12 protein-coding genes and 8 pseudogenes are annotated in these 18,411 nt (G+C 72.7%); 13 read left to right on the top strand and 7 right to left on the bottom strand.

Translation table 11 applies throughout. The annotated features are described in order from the left end of the window. Nucleotides 1–20 precede the first annotated feature (20 nt). The 12 genes and pseudogenes from UG55_RS05970 (at nucleotide 21) to UG55_RS05935 (ending at nucleotide 9,932) form a co-directional block, all read left to right on the top strand. Nucleotides 21–819 (top strand): annotated as a pseudogene (locus tag UG55_RS05970) (amidohydrolase family protein). A 133-nt stretch (nucleotides 820–952) separates the two neighbouring features. Beyond that, entirely contained in the window at nucleotides 953–2,233 is a 1,281-nt protein-coding gene (locus UG55_RS05965; protein WP_066063917.1) for an amidohydrolase family protein, read from the top strand. Between the two features lie 69 nt (nucleotides 2,234–2,302). After that, nucleotides 2,303–2,864 (top strand): annotated as a pseudogene (locus UG55_RS05960) (enoyl-CoA hydratase); the annotation flags it as partial. A gap of 1 nt (nucleotide 2,865) precedes the next feature. After that, nucleotides 2,866–3,130: pseudogene (locus UG55_RS32885) on the top strand (enoyl-CoA hydratase); the annotation flags it as partial. A gap of 70 nt (nucleotides 3,131–3,200) precedes the next feature. Continuing rightward, nucleotides 3,201–3,995: a TetR/AcrR family transcriptional regulator gene (locus tag UG55_RS05955; protein WP_066063911.1), complete on the top strand. Its 795-nt coding sequence runs from the start codon at nucleotides 3,201–3,203 to the stop codon at nucleotides 3,993–3,995. 207 nt (nucleotides 3,996–4,202) lie between these two features. After that, nucleotides 4,203–4,665: pseudogene (locus UG55_RS32880) on the top strand (alcohol dehydrogenase catalytic domain-containing protein); the annotation flags it as partial. A gap of 1 nt (nucleotide 4,666) precedes the next feature. After that, nucleotides 4,667–5,303 (top strand): zinc-binding dehydrogenase (locus UG55_RS32875; protein WP_396230813.1); only part of this gene is annotated, 637 nt, incomplete at its 5' end. Between the two features lie 154 nt (nucleotides 5,304–5,457). Beyond that, nucleotides 5,458–5,922, top strand: a pseudogene (locus tag UG55_RS32870) (AMP-binding protein); the annotation flags it as partial. A 1-nt stretch (nucleotide 5,923) separates the two neighbouring features. After that, nucleotides 5,924–7,074: AMP-binding protein (locus UG55_RS05945; RefSeq protein WP_242423792.1), on the top strand; the 1,151-nt coding region annotated here is incomplete at its 5' end. Continuing rightward, a pseudogene (locus tag UG55_RS32865) lies at nucleotides 7,071–7,512 on the top strand (aldehyde dehydrogenase family protein); the annotation flags it as partial. The gene UG55_RS05945 and the pseudogene UG55_RS32865, both read left to right, overlap by 4 nt. A gap of 1 nt (nucleotide 7,513) precedes the next feature. Further along, the coding region (locus UG55_RS05940; protein ID WP_242423791.1) for an aldehyde dehydrogenase family protein at nucleotides 7,514–8,525 on the top strand (1,012 nt) is incomplete at its 5' end. Between the two features lie 189 nt (nucleotides 8,526–8,714). Beyond that, nucleotides 8,715–9,932, top strand: a complete 1,218-nt coding sequence (locus UG55_RS05935; RefSeq protein ID WP_066063903.1) for an acyl-CoA dehydrogenase family protein — start codon at nucleotides 8,715–8,717, stop codon at nucleotides 9,930–9,932. A gap of 78 nt (nucleotides 9,933–10,010) precedes the next feature. Here UG55_RS05935 and UG55_RS05930 read toward each other — a convergent pair whose 3' ends face one another. The 3 genes and pseudogenes from UG55_RS05930 to UG55_RS32860 all read right to left on the bottom strand — a co-directional run. Further along, a complete protein-coding gene (locus UG55_RS05930) occupies nucleotides 10,011–11,390 on the bottom strand; it encodes an acyl-CoA dehydrogenase family protein (RefSeq protein WP_083986446.1) in 1,380 nt (459 codons plus the stop codon). Then, nucleotides 11,387–12,334 (bottom strand): annotated as a pseudogene (locus UG55_RS05925) (amidohydrolase family protein); the annotation flags it as partial. The gene UG55_RS05930 and the pseudogene UG55_RS05925, both read right to left, overlap by 4 nt. A gap of 1 nt (nucleotide 12,335) precedes the next feature. Beyond that, nucleotides 12,336–12,568, bottom strand: a pseudogene (locus tag UG55_RS32860) (amidohydrolase); the annotation flags it as partial. A gap of 304 nt (nucleotides 12,569–12,872) precedes the next feature. Here UG55_RS32860 and UG55_RS05920 point away from each other — a divergent pair. Then, complete coding sequence (locus UG55_RS05920; RefSeq protein ID WP_242423790.1) at nucleotides 12,873–13,625, top strand: FadR/GntR family transcriptional regulator; 753 nt, start codon at nucleotides 12,873–12,875, stop codon at nucleotides 13,623–13,625. 29 nt (nucleotides 13,626–13,654) lie between these two features. Here the strand turns inward: UG55_RS05920 and UG55_RS05915 are convergent, their stop codons facing one another. The 4 genes from UG55_RS05915 to UG55_RS05900 all read right to left on the bottom strand — a co-directional run bounded on the left by UG55_RS05915 (nucleotide 13,655) and on the right by UG55_RS05900 (nucleotide 18,407). Beyond that, nucleotides 13,655–14,845 carry an acyl-CoA dehydrogenase family protein gene (locus UG55_RS05915; protein ID WP_066063895.1) on the bottom strand — a complete coding sequence of 397 codons (1,191 nt, stop codon included), beginning with the start codon at nucleotides 14,843–14,845 and terminating at the stop codon, nucleotides 13,655–13,657. A gap of 10 nt (nucleotides 14,846–14,855) precedes the next feature. Next, nucleotides 14,856–16,442, bottom strand: coding sequence for a class I adenylate-forming enzyme family protein (locus tag UG55_RS05910; RefSeq protein WP_083986475.1), 1,587 nt, complete (start codon nucleotides 16,440–16,442; stop codon nucleotides 14,856–14,858). After that, complete coding sequence (locus tag UG55_RS05905) at nucleotides 16,439–17,242, bottom strand: enoyl-CoA hydratase/isomerase family protein (protein WP_066063892.1); 804 nt, start codon at nucleotides 17,240–17,242, stop codon at nucleotides 16,439–16,441. The genes UG55_RS05910 and UG55_RS05905 overlap by 4 nt, the downstream gene beginning before the upstream one ends. A gap of 151 nt (nucleotides 17,243–17,393) precedes the next feature. Beyond that, nucleotides 17,394–18,407 carry an acyl-CoA dehydrogenase family protein gene (locus tag UG55_RS05900; RefSeq protein ID WP_066063889.1) on the bottom strand — a complete coding sequence of 338 codons (1,014 nt, stop codon included), beginning with the start codon at nucleotides 18,405–18,407 and terminating at the stop codon, nucleotides 17,394–17,396. Nucleotides 18,408–18,411 lie beyond the last annotated feature (4 nt).

Raw genomic sequence — 18,411 nt, 5'->3', positions numbered from 1 at the left:
ACTGCCTGGTGAACGTCCACATGGGCGACAGCGCGCCGCCCGACTGGCTGGTGCGGGTGAAGGAGGACTACTTCAAGGGCGGCCAGGACTTCCTGCGCAGCCCCGAACTGCCGGAGCTGATCGACGCCATGGACGCCGCCGGTGTCGAGCGGGCGATCCTGATGAGCAACGTGCGCAAACGGCCGGACCGGGCGATGCGCTACGCGGAGGCCCGACCGGACCGGTTCGCGGTAGGGGTCGGCGGGCTCAACCTGCTGCGCCCGATGCCCGCGCTCCGTGACCTGGAGTCGATGACGCGGGACTACCCGGTCGCCTACGCCGCGGTCGGCCCGAGCTTCTGGGGCGACGGCCTGTACCCGCCGAGCGACGCCGTCTACTACCCGCTCTACACCAAGTGCTGCGAGCTGGATCTGCCGCTGTGTGTCAACACCGGGATCCCCGGCCCGCCGATCCCGGCCGAGCCGCAGAACCCGATTCATCTCGACCGGGTGTGCATCCGCTTCCCGGAGCTGCGGCTGTGCATGATCCACGGTGCCGACCCGTAGGTGGGACACCGCGATCCGAATGATGATCAAATACCGCAACCTGCGGATGATGACGTCCGCCTGGTCACCGAAGCGGTTGCCGGAGTCCCTGCTGCACTACCTGCGGACGAGGGGCCGGGACCGGATCCTGTTCGCGTCCGACCATCCGGTGCTGTCCATGCGGCGCTGCACCACGGAGGTCGCCGGCCTCGGTCTCGACGAGGAGGTCCGCGACGCGTGGCTGTACGGCAACGCGGAGGCGTTCTTCTTCTCGGAACGCAAGCCCGGCCGGTGACGGGCACCCGGCCCGTCGCCGAAGTAGTGCTTTCTGAAAAGAAAAGTCATACTGTACTGTTTCGGCCGCGTGACAACACGGGCCGGCCAGATCCCGGGACGGCGTCCCAGGTGTCCTGCGAGGTGAGGGTGCTGTGAAGGCAGACGACATGATTCTGGTCAGCGTCGACGACCACCTCGTGGAGCCGCCGGACGTCTTCGTGGGGCGGCTGCCGGCGAAGTTCGCCGAGCAGGCGCCGAAGGTGGTCCGGACCCCGGAGGGCTCCGACGTCTGGACCTTCAACGGCACGGTCATCCCGAACATCGGGCTGAACGCGGTGGCCGGCCGGCCGAAGGAGGAGTACGGCATCGAGCCGACCTCCTTCGAGGAGATGCGGCCGGGCTGTTACGACGTGCACGAGCGGGTCAAGGACATGAACGCCGGTGGTGTCCTCGGCTCGATGTGCTTCCCGTCCTTCCCGGGTTTCAGCGGCCGGCTGTTCGCCGCCGCCGAGGACAAGGACCTGGCGCTCGCGGTGCTGCGCGCGTACAACGACTGGCACATCGACGAGTGGTGCGGCGCCTACCCGGGCCGTTTCATCCCGATGGCACTGCCGATCCTGTGGGACGCCGAGCTGTGCGCCGCCGAGGTGCGCCGGGTCGCGGCCAAGGGCTGCCATTCACTCACGTTCACCGAGAACCCGGCGACGCTGGGGTACCCGAGCTTCCACGACACCTACTGGGACCCGCTGTGGCGGGCGCTGTCGGACACCGGCACAGTGCTGTCGATCCACCTCGGCTCGTCGGGAAAGCTCTCGGTGACCGCTCCGGACGCGCCCATCGATGTCATGATCACCCTGCAGCCGATGAACATCTGCCAGGCGGCCGCCGACCTGCTGTGGTCGCGGGTCATCAAGGAGTTCCCGGACCTGCGGATCGCGCTGTCGGAAGGCGGCACCGGCTGGATTCCGTACTTCCTGGACCGGGTCGACCGCACCTATGACATGCACCGCCTGTGGACGGGTCAGGACTTCGGCGGGAAGGTGCCCAGCGAGGTCTTCCGGGAGCGGTTCCTCACCTGTTTCATCGCCGACCCGGTGGGGGTGAAGCTGCGGCACGACATCGGCATCGACAACATCTCGTGGGAATGCGACTATCCGCACTCCGACTCCTCCTGGCCGTTCGCCGCCGAGGAACTGGAGCGGGTCACCGCGGGCGTGCCCGACGACGAGGTCAACAAGATCACTTACGAGAACGCGTGCCGCTGGTACTCGTTCGACCCGTTTTCCCACCTGCCGCGGGAGAAGTCCACGGTCGGGGCGCTGCGGGCCGCCGTGGCCGGGCACGACGTGTCGGTCCGCAGTCTCGACCAGGGCCGGTTCGAGCGGCAGATCGGCGTGCACGCCGCCGACATCGCGAAGAAGGCGACCGCCTGAGGGCCCGTCCCGTCATCGACTCGCAGCCCGCCCCGGTGGGCGGGGACACCGGAGTTCGGAGGATTTCCCGTGGGTGCGACGTTCATCGAGTACGAGGCCGGCGACCGGATCGCGACCATCACGCTGAACCGGCCGCAGGCCGCCAACGCGCAGACCCTGGAACTGCTGGACGAGCTCGACGAGGCCTGGCGTCGGGCGGCCGAGGACCCGCAGGTGCGGGTCATCGTCCTGCAGGCCAACGGCAGGCACTTCTCCGCCGGCCACGACATCAAGAGCGTGGGGAGCGGGGACGCGGCCGCCGACGCGCCGTCCTGGACGCTCGCCGGGATCTATGAGATCGAGGCCCGGCGGTTCCTGGAGTACTCGCTGAGGTGGCGCAACGTGCCGAAGCCGTCGATCGCCGCGGTGCAGGGGGTGTGCATCTCCGGTGGCCTGCTGCTGTGCTGGCCGTGCGACCTGATCATCGCCGCCGACAACGCCACCTTCTCCGACCCGGTGGTGAACATGGGCATCGGTGGCGTCGAGTACCACGGTCACACTTGGGAGTGGGGCGCCCGCAAGGCCAAGGAGCTGCTGTTCACCGGCCGGAAGATGACCGCGCTGGAGGCCGAGCGGGTCGGCATGGTGAACCNGGTGGTCCCCCTGGACGACCTGCGAGCCGAGACGCGGGCACTCGCCGCCGAGATCGCCACCAAGCACCCGTTCGCGCTGCGGCAGGCCAAGCGGGCGGTCAACCAGACGCTGGACGTGCAGGGCTTCTACGCGGCCGTCCAGTCGGTGTTCGACATCCACCAGACCGGGCACGGGCACGCGCTCAGCGAGTCGGGCCTGCCGATCCTGATGCTGCTCGACGGGATGAAGTCCGAGCTGGCCAAGCCGTCCGCCGCCGGGTCGTGACGGCGCCCGGCGGCGGCTCGCTTCCGGCGCGCTCACAGCGTGACATGCGGGACTCGGTAGTCTGCGTGCAATGGACAGCGAAGCGGCGGCCGAGCGGAGTCCGGCCGGCGACGAGGAGGCGGGCGCCGACTGGCAGCGGCGGGTCGTCGGCCGCTCGCTGAGCAGTGCGCAGCGGCGGTCGATCGACCGCGGTGCCCGGCTGATCCGGGCCGCCGCGACCGTGCTGGAACGTACGAACGGCCAGTCGCTGACCGTCCAGGAGGTCGCCGACGAGGCGGGTCAGTCGCTGCGGACGCTGTACCAGTACTTCGCCAGCAAGGACGATTTGCTCCTCGCCGTCTACGAGGAGGCGATGCGTACCTACGCGCGGATGATCCGCGCCGCGGTCGCCGGCCTCGCCGACCCGGTCGAGCGCCTCGCCGGAGCCGTCATCGCGGCCGCTCGGCTGCCCGCGCTGCACGACAGGGCGGGCGTCGACCGTGGCCTTTCGCAGCTCCGGCAGCAGATGGGCCAGGTCGACCCGGCCCTGGTCGCCCGGTCGCAGGCGCCGGTGACGGCGCTTTACCGGGAGCTGATCGGCGGGGCGACGGCCGCGTCGGGCATCGACCCGCTGTTCGGTGTCGAGCAGGCGACCTACCTCCTGTCCTCGGTGCGGACCTCGCTCGTCCTGTCGGCGGCGCTGGGCAACGAGTACGGGCTGGAGCTGCCCGGGGTGATCGACCTGTCCGTGTTCAGCCTCGGCGGCCTGGGCATCGTCCGGCCGCGGGAGTGGCACAGCCAGGTCGACGAGCGGCTCGCGCTCTCCGGTGATGGCCGCTCCATCCTGCGCCGCCTGGCCAGGGAGGCGAGCGACCCGAGGCCCTGACCCGAGGAGCGGCCGGCCGCGCCGCTCCTAGTCGGCGTTTCCGGCGCGACGACTTCCTCCCGGGGCGGGTGAAGGCTGGCCGTAGCCCAGGCCGAGGAACCGCCGGAGTTCCAGATGTGATGACGGGTCTGGGAGTTATTGAAACATCTAGATCTATGTCTTAGGGTTCCCTTGCGACGGCGATGTCGGAGGACGGGAGGGCGCCGGATGAAGGCGACCGCGGCGGTGTTGCGGCGGGTTGACGGGCCCTACGTGCTGGAGGAGGTCGAGCTCGACCCGCCGGGGCCGGGCGAGGTGCTCGTCCGGGTCGTCGGCGCGGGCATGTGCCACACCGACGTGGTGCCACGCCAGGAGATGGCGCCGGTGCCCCCGCCGATCATCACCGGGCACGAGGGCTCGGGTGTGGTCGAGGCGGTCGGCGAGGGCGTGACCCGGGTCGCGGTGGGCGACCACGTGGTGCTGTCGTTCGACTCGTGCGGCGAGTGCGCCAGCTGCCGGCGCGGCGCCCCGCCCTACTGCGATCTGTTCCTCTTCCGCAACTTCTTCGGCCGGCGCCTCGACGGCACGACCGGTGCCCGCGACGCCGACGGCGGGGAGATCGCCTCGCGCTGGTTCGGCCAGTCCTCGTTCGCGACCCACTGCCTCGCCGCCGAGCGTGGGGTGGTCGTGGNGGACGGGGACCTGCCGCTGGAGCTCCTCGGGCCGCTCGGCTGCGGCCTGCTCACCGGCGCGGGTTCGGTGTTCGTCGACCTCGGTGTCCGCGCCGACGCCAGCTTCGTGCTGTTCGGAGCCGGCGCGGTGGGGCTGGCGGCGCTGATGGCGGCGAAGGTGGCCGGCGCGGGCCCGATCATCGCGGTGGACCTGCACCCGCACCGGCTGGATCTCGCCGTGGAACTCGGGGCGACGCACACGCTGGACGGCCGAGCCGAGGACCTGGTCACCCGGATCCAGGAGCTGACCGGTGGTGGTGCCGACTACACCTTCGACACCACCGGCAACCCCACGGTGATCGGCAGCGCCGTGGCCGCCCTGCGGGCGGGTGGGCACTGCGGGATGGTGGGCATCCAGACCGGGCCGGTCACGTTCGACACGATCACTTTGCTCGGCAAAAAGGTATCAAATATCCTCGAAGGCGGCGCTGATCCGCAGGTGCTGATCCCGCGGCTGATCGAGCTGTGGCGGGCCGGTGCCTTCCCCTTCGAGCGGCTGATCGAGACCTTTCCGCTGGCGGAGATCAATGCGGCCGAGGATGCCTCGCTCTCGGGAAAGGTCGTCAAGCCGGTGCTCCTCCCGTTCGGGCGCCCCTGAAGGCGGCCACCCCCTCTGCGGTCACCTCGGACAGTCATCAGAAGTTACCTAAAGCGACAGGTTGCTACCCAAAGCTACTTCGAGTCGATCGGTGGCGGGCGTCGCGGTGGCCGGCACGGCGCACCTGGTGTCCGTCGGCGCGTAGGGAGTTGGCATGCACGGCGACAGGGACGGCGACGGCGCTGCGGACGGCGACGCGAACGGTCGGGTGGGCGGCGCCGTGGACGACGGCGTGGACGACGGCGTGGAGATCGAGCACCCGAAGCGGTTCGCGGCCGCGGTGCCGGACCGGCCGGCGGTGATCATCGGTGACCGGGTGCTTTCGTACGGGGAGCTCGAGGCCCGGTCCAACCAGCTCGCCCACGTCTTCCGGTCCCTGGGCCTCGGTGTCGGCGGCAACGTGGCCGTGCTGATGGAGAACCGGGTCGAGTACTTCGTGATCCTGTGGGCCGGCTTGCGCGCCGGCCTGCTGGTCACCCCGATCAACTGGCATCTGTCACCGGGCGAGGCCGGGTACATCGTCGCCGACTGCGGCGCCACGGTGCTGGTGGCGTCGGCCGCGCGCGCGGACGTGGTGGCCGGGCTGGAGGCCCCGGCGCTGAAGGCGCGGCTCGCCGTGNGCGGGCCGATCGAGGGGTTCGACTCCTACGAGGAGCTCCTCGACGCCCAGCCGACCTCGCCGATCGGGGACGAATGCGAGGGCAACTGGATGTTCTACTCCTCGGGCACCACCGGCCGGCCCAAGGGCATCCGGCCGTCGGAGTTCGGTGGTCCGCTCGGCGAGCCCAGCCAGTTCACCACCATGGTCAGGTTCCTGTACGGCGGTGACGAGTCGACGGTCTACCTCAGCCCGGCGCCGCTTTACCACGCCGCTCCGCTGGGCTGGGCGACGGCGGTCCACCGGCTGGGCGGCACCGTCGTCGCGACCGAGCGGTTCGACGCACTGGAGTTCCTCGGGCTGGTCGAGCGCCACCGGGCGACGCTGCTGCAGGTGGTCCCGACCCACCTCGTCCGGCTGCTGAAGCTGCCGGCCGAGGACCGCGCCCGGTTCGACCTGTCGAGCCTGCGCACGCTGGTGCACGCGGCCGCGCCCTGCCCGCCGGAGGTCAAGCGGGCCGTCCTGGACTGGCTGGGCCCCATCGTGCACGAGTACTACTCCGGCAGCGAGGGCCTCGGGTTCTGCGCGATCGGGCCGCAGGAGTGGCTCGACCACCCGGGCTCGGTCGGCAGGTCGCTGCTGGGCACGGTCCGCATCGTCGGCGAGGACGGGAACGAGCTGCCGCCGCGCACCGAGGGGCGGGTGTACTTCGAGGGGGCGCGCAGGTTCGAGTACCACGGCGACCCGGCGAAGACGGCCGGCGTCTACGACCACCGCGGGTGGGGCACGTTCGGCGAGGTCGGCTGGGTCGACGAGGAGGGCTACCTCTACCTCACCGACCGGGTGTCGAACATGATCATTTCTGGCGGCGTCAACATCTACCCCCGCGAGATCGAGGACGTCCTGATCCTGCACCCGGCCGTCACGGACGTGGTGGTGATCGGCGTGCCGGACGCCGAGATGGGGGAGTCGGTGCGCGCCGTCGTCCAGCCGGCGGCGATCCCGGCCGACCCCGCCGGATTCGCCGGGCTGGAGGCGGAGCTCATCGCGTTCGCCCGCGACCGTCTCGCCCACTACAAGTGCCCCCGCTCGGTGGTGTTCCTGGCCGAGCTGCCGCGACTGCTGACAGGCAAGGTAGCGCGGCGACTGCTGCCCCCGGAGGCGACAACATGAGCACCGTCATCGAACGCGACCAGCTCCTCGTCGGCGGCGTCTGGCGCGCACCCGCCTCCGCCCGGCGGATGGAGGTCCGCTCACCGCACGACGGGCGGCTCGTCGCCACCGTCCCCGAGGCCGGCCAGGCCGACGCCGACGCCGCGGTCGCCGCGGCGGCCGCCGCCCTCACCGGCGGCGGGTGGGCGCCCGGCTCCGGCAAGGAGCGCGCGGAGGTGATCCGGAAGGTCTCCGCCGGCCTGCAGGCCCGGGCTGAGGAGCTCGCCGGGCTGATCACCGACGAGATGGGGTCCCCGGCGAAGTTCTCCCTCTTCGGCCAGGCCATCGCCCCCGCCATGATTCTGGACGGGTTCGCCGACCTCGCGGAGAGCTTCCCGTTCGAGCAGGAACGCGCCGGCCTGATGGGCCCGTGCCTGGTGCAGAAGGTCCCGGTCGGGGNGGCGGCGGGGATCGTGCCGTGGAACGTGCCGGTCTTCATCGCCTGCATGAAACTCGGCGCGGCACTGGCGGCGGGCGCGCCGATCATCCTCAAGCCGGCTCCCGAGGCGCCGCTCAGCGCGTTCCTGCTCGCCGAGGTGCTGCTGGCCGCGGACGTCCCGCCGGGTCTGGTGAGCATCCTGCCCGGCGGCGCCGACCTCGGCCGCTATCTCGTCGCGCACCGGGGTGTGGACAAGGTGTCGTTCACCGGCAGCGGCGCGGCCGGGCGATCGGTCGGCGCGACCTGCGGCGAGCTCGTTCGGCGCTGCACGCTGGAGCTCGGCGGCAAGTCGGCCGGCATCATCCTGGACGACGCCGACCTGGCGACCGTCGTGCCGCAGCTGCTCGACTCCGGCCTGCAGAACAACGGCCAGGTATGCGCCGCCCAGAGCCGCATCCTGGTGCCGGCCACCCGCTACGACGAGATCATCGACGCGCTCGCCGACCACATCCGCGGGCTGGAGGTCGGCGACCCGCGCGACCCGGGCACCGACATCGGCCCGGTCGTCTCCGCCTGGCAGCGTGACCGGATCGAGGGCTACCTCGCCGACGGCCGAGCGGGCACCGCCCGCCTGGTCGTCGGCGGTGGTCGCCCGGCCGGCCTCGACGCCGGCCACTACGTCGAGCCGACGCTGTTCGCCGACGTCGACAACGCCAGCCGGATCGCCCGCGAGGAGATCTTCGGGCCGGTGGTGACGGCGATCCGCTACCGCGACGTGGACGAGGCCGTCGCCATCGCCAACGACTCCGACTACGGGCTCTCGGGCTCGGTCTGGACCGCGGACACCGCTCGCGGGGTGGCGGTGGCCAGCCGGATCCGCACCGGCACCTGCGCGGTGAACTCGGTCGCGATCGTCGAGCCGCGCAGCCCGTTCGGCGGCTTCCGGCAGTCCGGCATCGGCCGCGAGATGGGACCGGAGGGAGTCGAGGCCTACCTGGAGACCCGCACCATCGTCCTGCCGTTCGGTGCCTGACGGCTGACGGCACCGTGGTCGCCCCGTGGGCCCGCTGCGCACCGTGTCCGGAGCATTGTTCGAAATGAGGCGGCAGGAAATGGAAATCGTTGTTACCCGGTTTTTGCCGGCGTTCCGCCGGCGGTTGCCTCTGGGAGGGCACGACATGAGCTCTGACCGAACCGGCGGGACGCGGTTTCGGTGCCCGGTATGACGGCGCCGCCGTTCGTGTTCTCCGCCGAACAGGTGGCGCTGCGCCGCACCGTCCGCGCCTTTTTCGAACGCAGTTCACCGGAGTCCGAGGTACGCCGGCTGATGGAGACGGCGCCCGGGTACGACCCGGCCGTGTGGGCCCGGCTCGCCGGTGAGCTCGACCTGGTCGGCCTCGCCATCCCGGCGGAGTTCGGCGGCAGCGGCGGCACCTTCCTGGAACTGGCCATCGTCGCCGAGGAGATGGGCCGGCTGCTGGTGTGCGCGCCCTACTTCGCGACCGCCGTGCTGGCCGCGAACACGCTGCTGTGCTCAGGTGACCCCGCCGCGCAGAAGACCTGGCTGCCCGGCATCGCCGCCGGCGAGACGATCGCGACCCTGGCGTTCGTCGACGACAGCGGCAGCTGGGACGAGGGCGGTGTGACCGCGGCGGCCGCCCGTGCGGGCGACGGGTGGGCGATCACCGGCACCACGTCCTACGTGCTCGACGGGCACACCGCGGACCTGCTGCTGGTCGCCGCCCGGACCGACGCCGGCATCTCCCTGTTCGCGGTGGCGGGGGACGCGCCCGGCCTCACCCGCACGCCGCTGCGGACCCTGGACCAGACCCGCCGGCAGGCGCGGGTGCGGCTCGCCGGCACACCGGCGGTGCTGGTGGGCGAGGAGGGGCGCGGCTGGCCGGTGATCGAGCGGGTGCTCGACCTGGCCGTGACGATCCTGGCCGCCGAGCAGGTCGGCGGCGCCCAGGTCGCCCTCGACATGGCGGTGCGCTACGCCAAGGAGCGGACCCAGTTCGGCCGGCCCATCGGCGGCTTCCAGGCCATCAAGCACAAGTGCGCCGACATGCTGCTGGAGGTCGAGTCGGCACGGTCGGCCGCCTACCACGCCGTCTGGTGCGCGGCCGCGGCCGTGGCCGAGATCGGCGAGGGCTCCGCCGGTACGGGCGCCTCGGCGGGGGGTGCCTCGGGCGAGGGCGCCCCTGACGGCGGCCCTGGGCCCGCGGGTGGCGACCTTGCCCGGGCGGCCGCGATGGCGAAGGCCTACTGCTCGGAGGCGTACTTCCAGGTCGCCGCCGAGAACATCCAGATCCACGGCGGCGTCGGGTTCACCTGGGAGCACCCCGCCCACCTGTACTTCCGCCGGGCGAAGTCCTCGGAGCTGCTCTTCGGTGACGCGGCCCGCTGGCGCGAGCTGCTGGCGGGCCGCATAGGACTGTAGCCGGCTCCGGCGGCGGCCGGCGCATACTGGGCCGCCGCCGCCGCCGCCGCCGCCGCCGGAGCCGGAGCCGGATCAGGATCAGGAATCGGGCGGGCGGTCCGCGTGTCTGCCGAGCCCGCGGAGGACCTCTCGGTACGGCCGGTCGGTGTCCGTGCGGGGCTCGGCCGGGAGGCCCAGGGTCCGCTCCGCGGCGATGTTGCGCTGGATCTCGTCCGTGCCGCCGTAGATCGACGACGCGGGGGAGAAGACGAACGCCGACGAGAACCGGCCGTCCTGGGCTCCGTCGGGGCCGGCGAGCATGCCGCCCGCGCCGAGGATGTCCAGGCCGATCTCGGCGGAGAGCTTGAAGATGCGGGTCTGCGCGATCTTGCCGATGCTGGCGATCGACGCCGCGCCGCCCCCACCGGCGGCACGCCCGCCCGCGGCCCCCCCGGGGGCAGCGTCCCCGCCGCGGGCCTCGGCCCGGGCCCGGCGGGCGTTGAGCTGGCCGATCTGCGTGTAGCAGTACAGCCGGGCCAGCTTCTGGCGGATCAGCGGGTCGGCTGCCTTTCCCTCGGCGTGGGCCAGCTCGACCAGGTCGTCGAACGCCACGGTGAGCCGCTCCGGGGGCCGCAGCCGGGCGGCGTCACCGGCCCGCAGGCCGAGCAGCCCGCCTTTCGGCCCGGGATCCGGGAACCCGGCATGCCCGCCGCCGGCCCCGATCCCGGTGCGCTCGAAGTGCAACGTGGTCTGGGCGGCCCGCCACCCGTTGCCCTCGCCGCCGACCAGGTCGGCGGCCTCGCACACGGCGTCGTCCAGGAAGACCTCGTTGAAGACGGCGTCGCCGGTCATCTCGCGCAGCGGCCGGATGGTCACCCCGGGCTGGTCGAGCCGCAGCGCGAACCAGGAGATGCCCCGATGCTTGGGGACGTCGAAGTCGGTGCGCGCGAGCAGCATGCCCCAGTCGGACTCGCGGGCCTGGCTGCTCCACACCTTCTGCCCGTTGATGATCCACCGGTTGCCGTCCCGCTCGGCGCGGGTGGTGAGGCCGGCGAGGTCGGAACCGGCACCGGGCTCGCTGAACAGCTGGCACCAGGCGGTCTGCCCCGCCAGGATCGGCGGCACGTGCCGGGCGACCTGGTCGGGGGTGCCGAGGGTGAGGATCGTCGGGGCGGCCATCAACAGCCCGAGGCCACCGGGTGGTCGCAGTGCGCCGAAGGCACTGAACGCCGCCCGCACCGTGCGGCCGGCCCGCGGGGGCAACCCGCGCCCGCCCTGCTCGACGGGCAGGTGCGGCGCCGTCCAGCCGGCGGCGGCGACGACGCGCCACCAGTCGTCGACGGAGAGGTCGGGGTCCCAGTGCTCGGCGAGCCAGGCCCGCACCTCCTCCCACAGCAGCGCTCGGGAGCCGTCATCGCCGGGCCCGCCGCCCGGCCCGTGCCCGGTGGCGGCGTCCGGCCCGCCGTCGGCGGTGCTCACCCGCGCCCCGCGCCGAGCAGGTCGAGGCAGTTGTCCCGCATGATCCGGCCGATCTCGTCGTCGGTGAAGCCGTCGAGCTCCTTGCGGAAGTCGAGCGGCTCGGCGAGCCCCTCGCCGTGCGGCCAGTCGGAGCCGAACAGAATGCGCTCGACGCCGATGAGGTCGGCGAGCTTACGCAGGTCCTCCTCGTAGTAGGGGGTGACCCACACGTGCTCGCGGATGGTGTCCAGCGGGTCGTCGGCGAACGCCCACGGGGTCTGGTTGGCCTGCTTGCGCAGCCGCTTGACCAGCAGGGCCGCCCAGTCCGAACCGTTCTCGATGCTGGCGACGCGCAGGGCCGGGTGGCGGGTGAAGACACCGTCGACCACGAGTGAGGCGATCGTGTCGTGGATCGCCCGGTCCGACACCAGGACCCTGGTCAGGACGCTGATGTTGCCGAAGCCCTCGAACCGCCCCGTGCCGCCCCAGGAGGTGGTGGACGCCTCGTAACCGCTGTCACCGAGATGGAAGGCGACGGGGATCGATGCCTCGGCGAGGCGTGCCCAGACCGGGTCGTAGCGCCGGTCGCCCAGCGAGCGGGACGTCCCGTACTCGGCGGGGACCGGGGCGGGGCGCACGTGCACGATCCGCGCCCCCCGCTCGATCAGGCTGTCGAGCTCGGTGACGGCGGCCGCCGGGTCGGCGAGCGAGAGCATCGGCGCCGAGATGAGCCGGCCGCGGTGGTCGAACCCCCAGTCCTCCTCCAGCCAGCGGTTGAAGGCGTGCAGGCTGGCCATGGTCGCGCCGATGTCGTCCTTGAGCGCCTCCTCCACACCGCAGCCGAGGGTGGGGAACAGCAGCACCGAGTCCAGGCCCTGCTGCTCGACGAGGTCGGCGCGGACGTCGCGGTCGCGGTACTCCGCCCGCAGCGGCTCGACCTTCATCAGCTGGCGGGGGTCGACACCNGCGGGGATCTGCCCGCGGAACAGCGGGTCCAGGCAACCCGGCACGATGATCGGGTCGAAGGTCGGGTTCGGGATGAACCGGTTCACCCGGCCGCCGATGACCAGTTGTACGCGCTTGCCGGCCTGCACGACCTGGACGCCGCGGTGCGCGAACCTGCGGTCCAGATGCCGGGTGAAGGCGTCGAGGGACTCGTAGTAGTGATTGTCGGCGTCGATCGGCCTGAAATCCGTCATTGTCTTCCTCGGCCTCATGGGTAGCGGTACTTTAACCTCACGAAAACGACACTTTCCACATTGGTGACTGTACCGCCGTGTTCTGGCGGCGGCCACCTCCCGCGGTGCCGTCCGGGCCGCCGCGGGCAGGCCGCGGGGCCGGGAACGGCGCGGGCTCGGCCGGTGCTAACACCGGCCCCCGGCACCCGCCGGCCGCGCGCCGGACAACCGGTCGGGCGCTGTCCCGGGGGCATGAAACGATGCGGGGCGAACAAACAGTGGACAAGGCCGGTTGACCGGCCATCGGCGCAGCTGGGGAGGTTCCGTGGCCGAGAAACGTCCACCCCGCGAGAAGCCGCAGCGGATCGCCGACGAACTCCGCCGGCTCATCGTCAGCGGGCAGATCGCGGACGGCGACCTGATCGGGCGGGAACCGGAGCTCGTGGAGCGCTTCGGTGTCTCCCGGCCCTCGCTGCGCGAGGCGCTGCGCATCCTGGAGGTCCAGGGGCTGATCTCGGTGGAGCGCGGGGTGCTCGGCGGGATCTTCGTGCGGCGGCCGGACGAGCGGCTCACCGCCCGCACCGCGGCGCTGGTGCTCCAGGCGCGCAACGTCCCGCTGGCGGACGTCTACACCGCGCGCAGCCACCTCGAGCCGCTGGCGGCCCGCCGGGTCGCCGAGCTGCCGGGCTCGCGGGCGGCAGTGGCGGCGGAGCTGAGCGTGGTCATCAACGAGCAGGAGGAGTCGCTCGCCGACACCGACGCGTTCGCCCGGGCCAACGCCGGGTTCCACCAGCGGCTGGTCGCCCTCGCCGGGAACCAGACGCTGGCGATCGTCGCGGAGATGCTGACCGAGGTCGTGGCGAGTGCCATCACGGCGGCCAGCCAGGACGGGGGGATCGCCGGGCCGCTGTCCAGCCGGCGCCGCAGCGTCCGCTCCCAGCGCCGGCTGGTCGAGCTCATCCTGGCCGGTGACGGCCCGGCGGCGGAGGCGCACTGGCGCTCGCACATGGTCGCGGTCGGCAAGATCGTGCTCGGTGACCAGGCCGGTGACGTGGTCGACGTGGTCGACCACTACTGACCGGGTCCGGCCGGGCACCGGGTCGCGGGTCATGCCGAGCGCGGCATGCCGAGGATGCGCTCGGCGATCAGGTTGCGCTGGATCTGTGAGGTGCCCGCGGCGATGCTGTACTGCAGGGACCACAGGTAGGCGCGGGCGACCTCCACGCCGTCCACGCCCCCGGCCCGCACACCGCCCAGGGCAGCCCGGCCGAGGACGCGCACCGCGAGTTCGCTCAGCTCCTGGCTGAGCTCGCTGAACCGCAGCTTGACCGCCGAGCCGGTGGGCGCCGGCAGGCCGGTCGCCTCGGCCTCGGCGATGCCCCGCTGCGTCATCCGCCACAGCCCCTCGGCGCCCGCCTCCAGCCGGCCGACGTGCGCGCGTAGCGACGGGTCGTCCCAGGCGTTGCCGCCGCCGGCAGCGGGCAGTAGCCGGGCGGCCCGGACCAGGTCCCGCAGCTGCGAGCGCAGCGTGATGATGTGCTGGGCGAACGCGGTGCCGCGCTCGAAGCGCAGCGTGACGTTCGTGACCCGCCAGCCGTCGTTCTCCGCGCCCACGAGGTTGCGTACCGGCACCCGGACATCGGTCAGGAACATCTCGCAGAAGTGGCTCTCGCCGTCGATCGTGCGCATCGGGCGTACCTCGACGCCGGGGGAGCGCATGTCGAGGATGAGCCAGCTGATGCCGCGGTGTTTGCGGGCCGCCGGGTCGGTGCGTACCAGCAGCTCGCAGTAGTCGGCGACGTGGGCCCGGGTGCTCCAGATCTTCTGCCCGTTGACGACGTAGTGGTCGCCGTCGCGGACCGCGGCGGTGCGCAGGGAGGCGAGGTCGGAGCCGGCCTGCGGCTCCGAGAAACCCTGGCACCAGACGTCCTCGCCGCGCAGGATGCGCGGGAGGTGGAAGGCGCGCTGCTCATCAGTCCCCTCGGCGATCAGGGTCGGGCCGGCGTGCATCGTGCCGACGAAGTTGATGCCGACGTACGGAGCCCCGGCGCGGGCGTACTCCTCCAGGTAGACGAGCTGCTGGGTGACGGGCAGGCCACGGCCGCCGAACTCGGCCGGCCAGTGCAGGCCGGCGTACCCGGCGTCGTGCAGCCTGCGCTGCCAGCCGGTGTCGAAGGCCCGGCGCGCCGACCAGTCGCCGGGCGGCGGGGGCGGCCCGTAGGCGGGCACCTCGGCCGCCAGCCAGCCGCGGAGCTCGGCGCGGAAGGCTTCGTCCTGTTCGCTGTAGGTCAGGTCCATGCGCTGCTCCTCACTTGCTGTGGTCCTGGGAACCGGCGGGCGGGGCGAGCAGCTCGCGCACGGCGGCCAGGTCGACCTTGCCGGAGGGGGTGCGGGGGAGGGCGTCGACGATCCACAGCTCGGTCGGCATCTCGTAGCGGGCCAGCCGGTTCGCCACGGCGGCGAGCAGCTCCGCGGCCGAGGTCGGCCCGGCGCCGGGGCGCAGCTCGACGGCGGCGACCGGGACCGCGCCGAGCCGGTCGTCGGGTCGGCCGATGACGGCGGCGCCGCGTACCCGCGGGTCGTGTTCGAGGGCGGCGCGGACGTCGTCGGGGAGGACCTTGAAGCCGCCCCGGATGATCGCCTGGTCGGCGCGGCCGAGGATCCACAGGAAGCCGTCGGAGTCGAGGCGGGCCAGGTCGGTGGTGCGGGTCCAGGCGGTGCCGCCGAGCTGGCTGGCGCGCACCTCCAGCAGGCCCGGCTCGTTCGGGCCGCGCTCGGTGCCGGTGTCGGGGTCGACGACGCGCAGTTCGCAGCCGGCGTGCGCGCGCCCGACGCTGCCGCGTTTGGCGGCCCCGAAACTCTGGTGGTCGGCCAGGTTCCAGCCGGCCACCCCACCGCCGAACTCGGTCGCCGCGTAGGAGGTCAGCACCGGGACGCCGTACTTTTCCTCGAACGCCTCGGCGTCGTCGGGCGAAAGCGGGGCGGTACCCGAGATCACCGATCGGACGCCGGCGAGGTCGGCGCGGTCGAGGTCGGCGTCGAGCACCATGCGCAGGGCGGCGGGGACGAGGCTGACGGTGGAGGGCCGGTGGCGGCGTACCGCGTCCGCCCAGCCGCCGACGGTGAACTTCTCGAGCAGGCAGAACGCGCGGCCGTCGTTGACGCACTGCAGCACGCGGAACAGGCCGCCGAGGTGCACCAGCGGCGCGTTGATGATCACCACGCCGCGGCGCAGCCGCAGGCCGGCGTCGGGGTTGCGTTCGTAGTGCTTGGCACCGGCCAGTACGCGCGAGAAGGTCTCGTAGGTCAGCGGTACCCGTTTGGGTGGGCCCGTCGTCCCGCTGGTGAGCATCTCCACCGCGACCGCGTCGTCGGTCGCCGGCGTGGTGGTGGGGGAGGTGGCGCTGGCGGTGGCGGGGGGTCGGTCGGTGACGGTCAGGGTGCCGAGAGTGTCGCTGGCCAGCCAGCGCACCTGGGGGGCGAAGGCCGTGAGGTCCGCGGTGGAGCCGGCGACGATGTCGACGCCGAGGGTGTGGGTGTCGGCCCGGACCCGTTCGGCGCCGCGGCCGGGGTTGACCGCGACCACGCGGGCCCCGGCCCGCAGCAGGCCGAGGAGCAGCCCGAGCTGCGGCGGGCGGTTGCGCAGCAGGATGGCGACGCGCTGGCCCGGCCGCACGTGCGGCGCGACGGCGTCGGCGGCGGCGGCCAGCTCACCCCAGGTGTGCCAGCGGCGCTCGAACTCCAGCGCCGGGGCCGCCGGGTCGAGCGCGAGCACTCGTCCGAGGCGCACGCACAGCGTCGGCAGCTCGCCCGTCCCGTGCCGGTGTGCCGTGCGGCCGGGTTCCGTGCGGCCCGGCTCCGCGTGGCCCGGCTCCGCGGGCGGGTGCACCGTCATCGGCACTGCCAGACCGGCCCGCGCTTCTCCATGAACGCCTGCGGCCCTTCTTTGGCGTCCGCGGTGCGCACCACGCGTTCGCGGTACGCCTCGGCCATGATCTCGGCTTCGTGCAGGGGCAGGTCGAGGCTCTTGCGGATCGCGAGGCGGGTTCCGCGCACGGCGAGCGGGGCGTTGCGGTTCACGATCGCGGCGATCTCGTGGGCCCGCTCCAACAGCCGGTCGTGCTCGACCACCTCGGAGACGAGCCCGAGGTCGTAGGCGCGCTGCGCGCTGATGCGCTCGTGCCGGCCGGTCAGCGCGATCCGCATGGCGATGTTCGTCGGCAGCACGCGAGCGAGGCGCACGGCCTCGCGCCCGCTGACCAGGCCGATGCTGACGTGCGGGTCGAAGAACTCGGCCCGGTCCGAGGCGATCACGATGTCGCCGGTGGTCACCCAGTCGAGCCCGGCGCCGCAGCACAGGCCGTTGATCGCGGCGAGGACCGGCTTGGTCATCGTCCGGAACGGCGGGGTGCCCTCCTGCGGCGCCTCCCACTGGGGGTAGGTCGACAGGTAGGGCTCGTCGTAGATGACCCGGCCGTCGTCGGGGATCTCGCCGACGTCGGCGCCGGCGCAGAACGCCCGGCCGGTGCCGGTGACGACGAGGATCCAGACGTCGTCGTCGGCCTCGGCGTCGGCGTAGGCCTGCCGCAGCTCCCCGATCATGGCCGGGCTCAGCGCGTTGAGCTGGTCGGGCCGGTCAAAGATGATCGTGGCGATGCGGTCGGCGACCTCGTACCGGATCGTATCGAACCCCATGTGCACTCCTCTCGCTGCTGCTCGTCCGCTGCCAGGCCGCGGCCCGGTCTGGCAGCGCGGTCCGGTCTGGCAGCGTGGTCCGGTCGGTCCGGTCGGTCCGGTCGGGCCGCCGCCGGGCCGGTCACGACTCTGTCGGTCATGACTCTGCCGGTCACGACTCTGTCGGCCCGGCTCCGCGGACGGCCGCATCCCCGAGCTCGCCGCCGACCGCGGCACCCAGGCGGGCGGCGTGCGCCGGGCCCGTGCCGAAGCAGTTCTCCAGGACCCAGGCCCGTTTCAGGAAGTAGTGGGGCAGCATGTCCCAGGTGAACCCCATGCCGCCGAGGATCTGCACGGCGGCCCGGCCGTTGCCGATGCCGGCCTCGCCGGCGAGCAGCTTGGCGGTGCTGGCGGCCCGCTCGGGATCGCCGCCCCGGGGGTCGGTGGCGATGGCGGCGGCCGCGTAGGCCGCCGCGCGCGCCAGCTCCACCCGCACGTACATGTCCGCCAGCAGATGTTTGACCGCCTGGAACGATCCGATCGCAGCGCCGAACTGCTCGCGTTCCAGCGCGTAGGAACGCGCCGTGTCCAGCGCGCCCTGGGCGACACCGACCAGCATCGCCGCGCTCAGGACGGCACCCGTGAGGCGCAGCCGGCGGGCGGCGGCGGCGTCCCCGACCACCTGCCCGGCCGGCAGCCGCGGGAGGAGCCGGACCGGCGTGAGCGGGTCGAGTGGCGAGCCGGCCCGCCCGGCCGGCAGGTCGGCCTGGGCCACCACCTCGACCGTCTCGGCGCGCAGCACGAGCAGCGCGTCGCACTCGTCACCGTGCTCGACCACCACCGGTCCGTCCGCGGGCCCGCTCAGCTCGACACCCGCCACCCGGCTCGTCCCCTCCCCGGCACCGGTGACGAACGGGGCGGCGAGGACGGACCAGAGCAGCGGCCCGGGTGCGAGGTGCGCGCCGAGCTGCTCGAAGGCGATGGACGCCTCGACCAGCCCGATGCCGGACGAGGGCCCGCCGGTGAGAACGCCGAGCACGCCGAGTTCCGCGAGCCCCGACCAGAGGCCGGGGTGGGCGGGCTTGCCGTCACGGCCGGCGAGGTCGGCGAGGTCGAGCCGGTCGGCGCAGAACGCCCGGACGGCGTCGCGCATGGCCAGTTGGTCGGAGTCGAAGCTGAACTGCATGGGA

Source organism: Frankia sp. EI5c, from assembly GCF_001636565.1.
In the GTDB taxonomy this organism is placed as follows: Bacteria; Actinomycetota; Actinomycetes; order Frankiales; family Frankiaceae; genus Parafrankia.
This window is presented reverse-complemented; position numbering and strand designations above follow the sequence as displayed.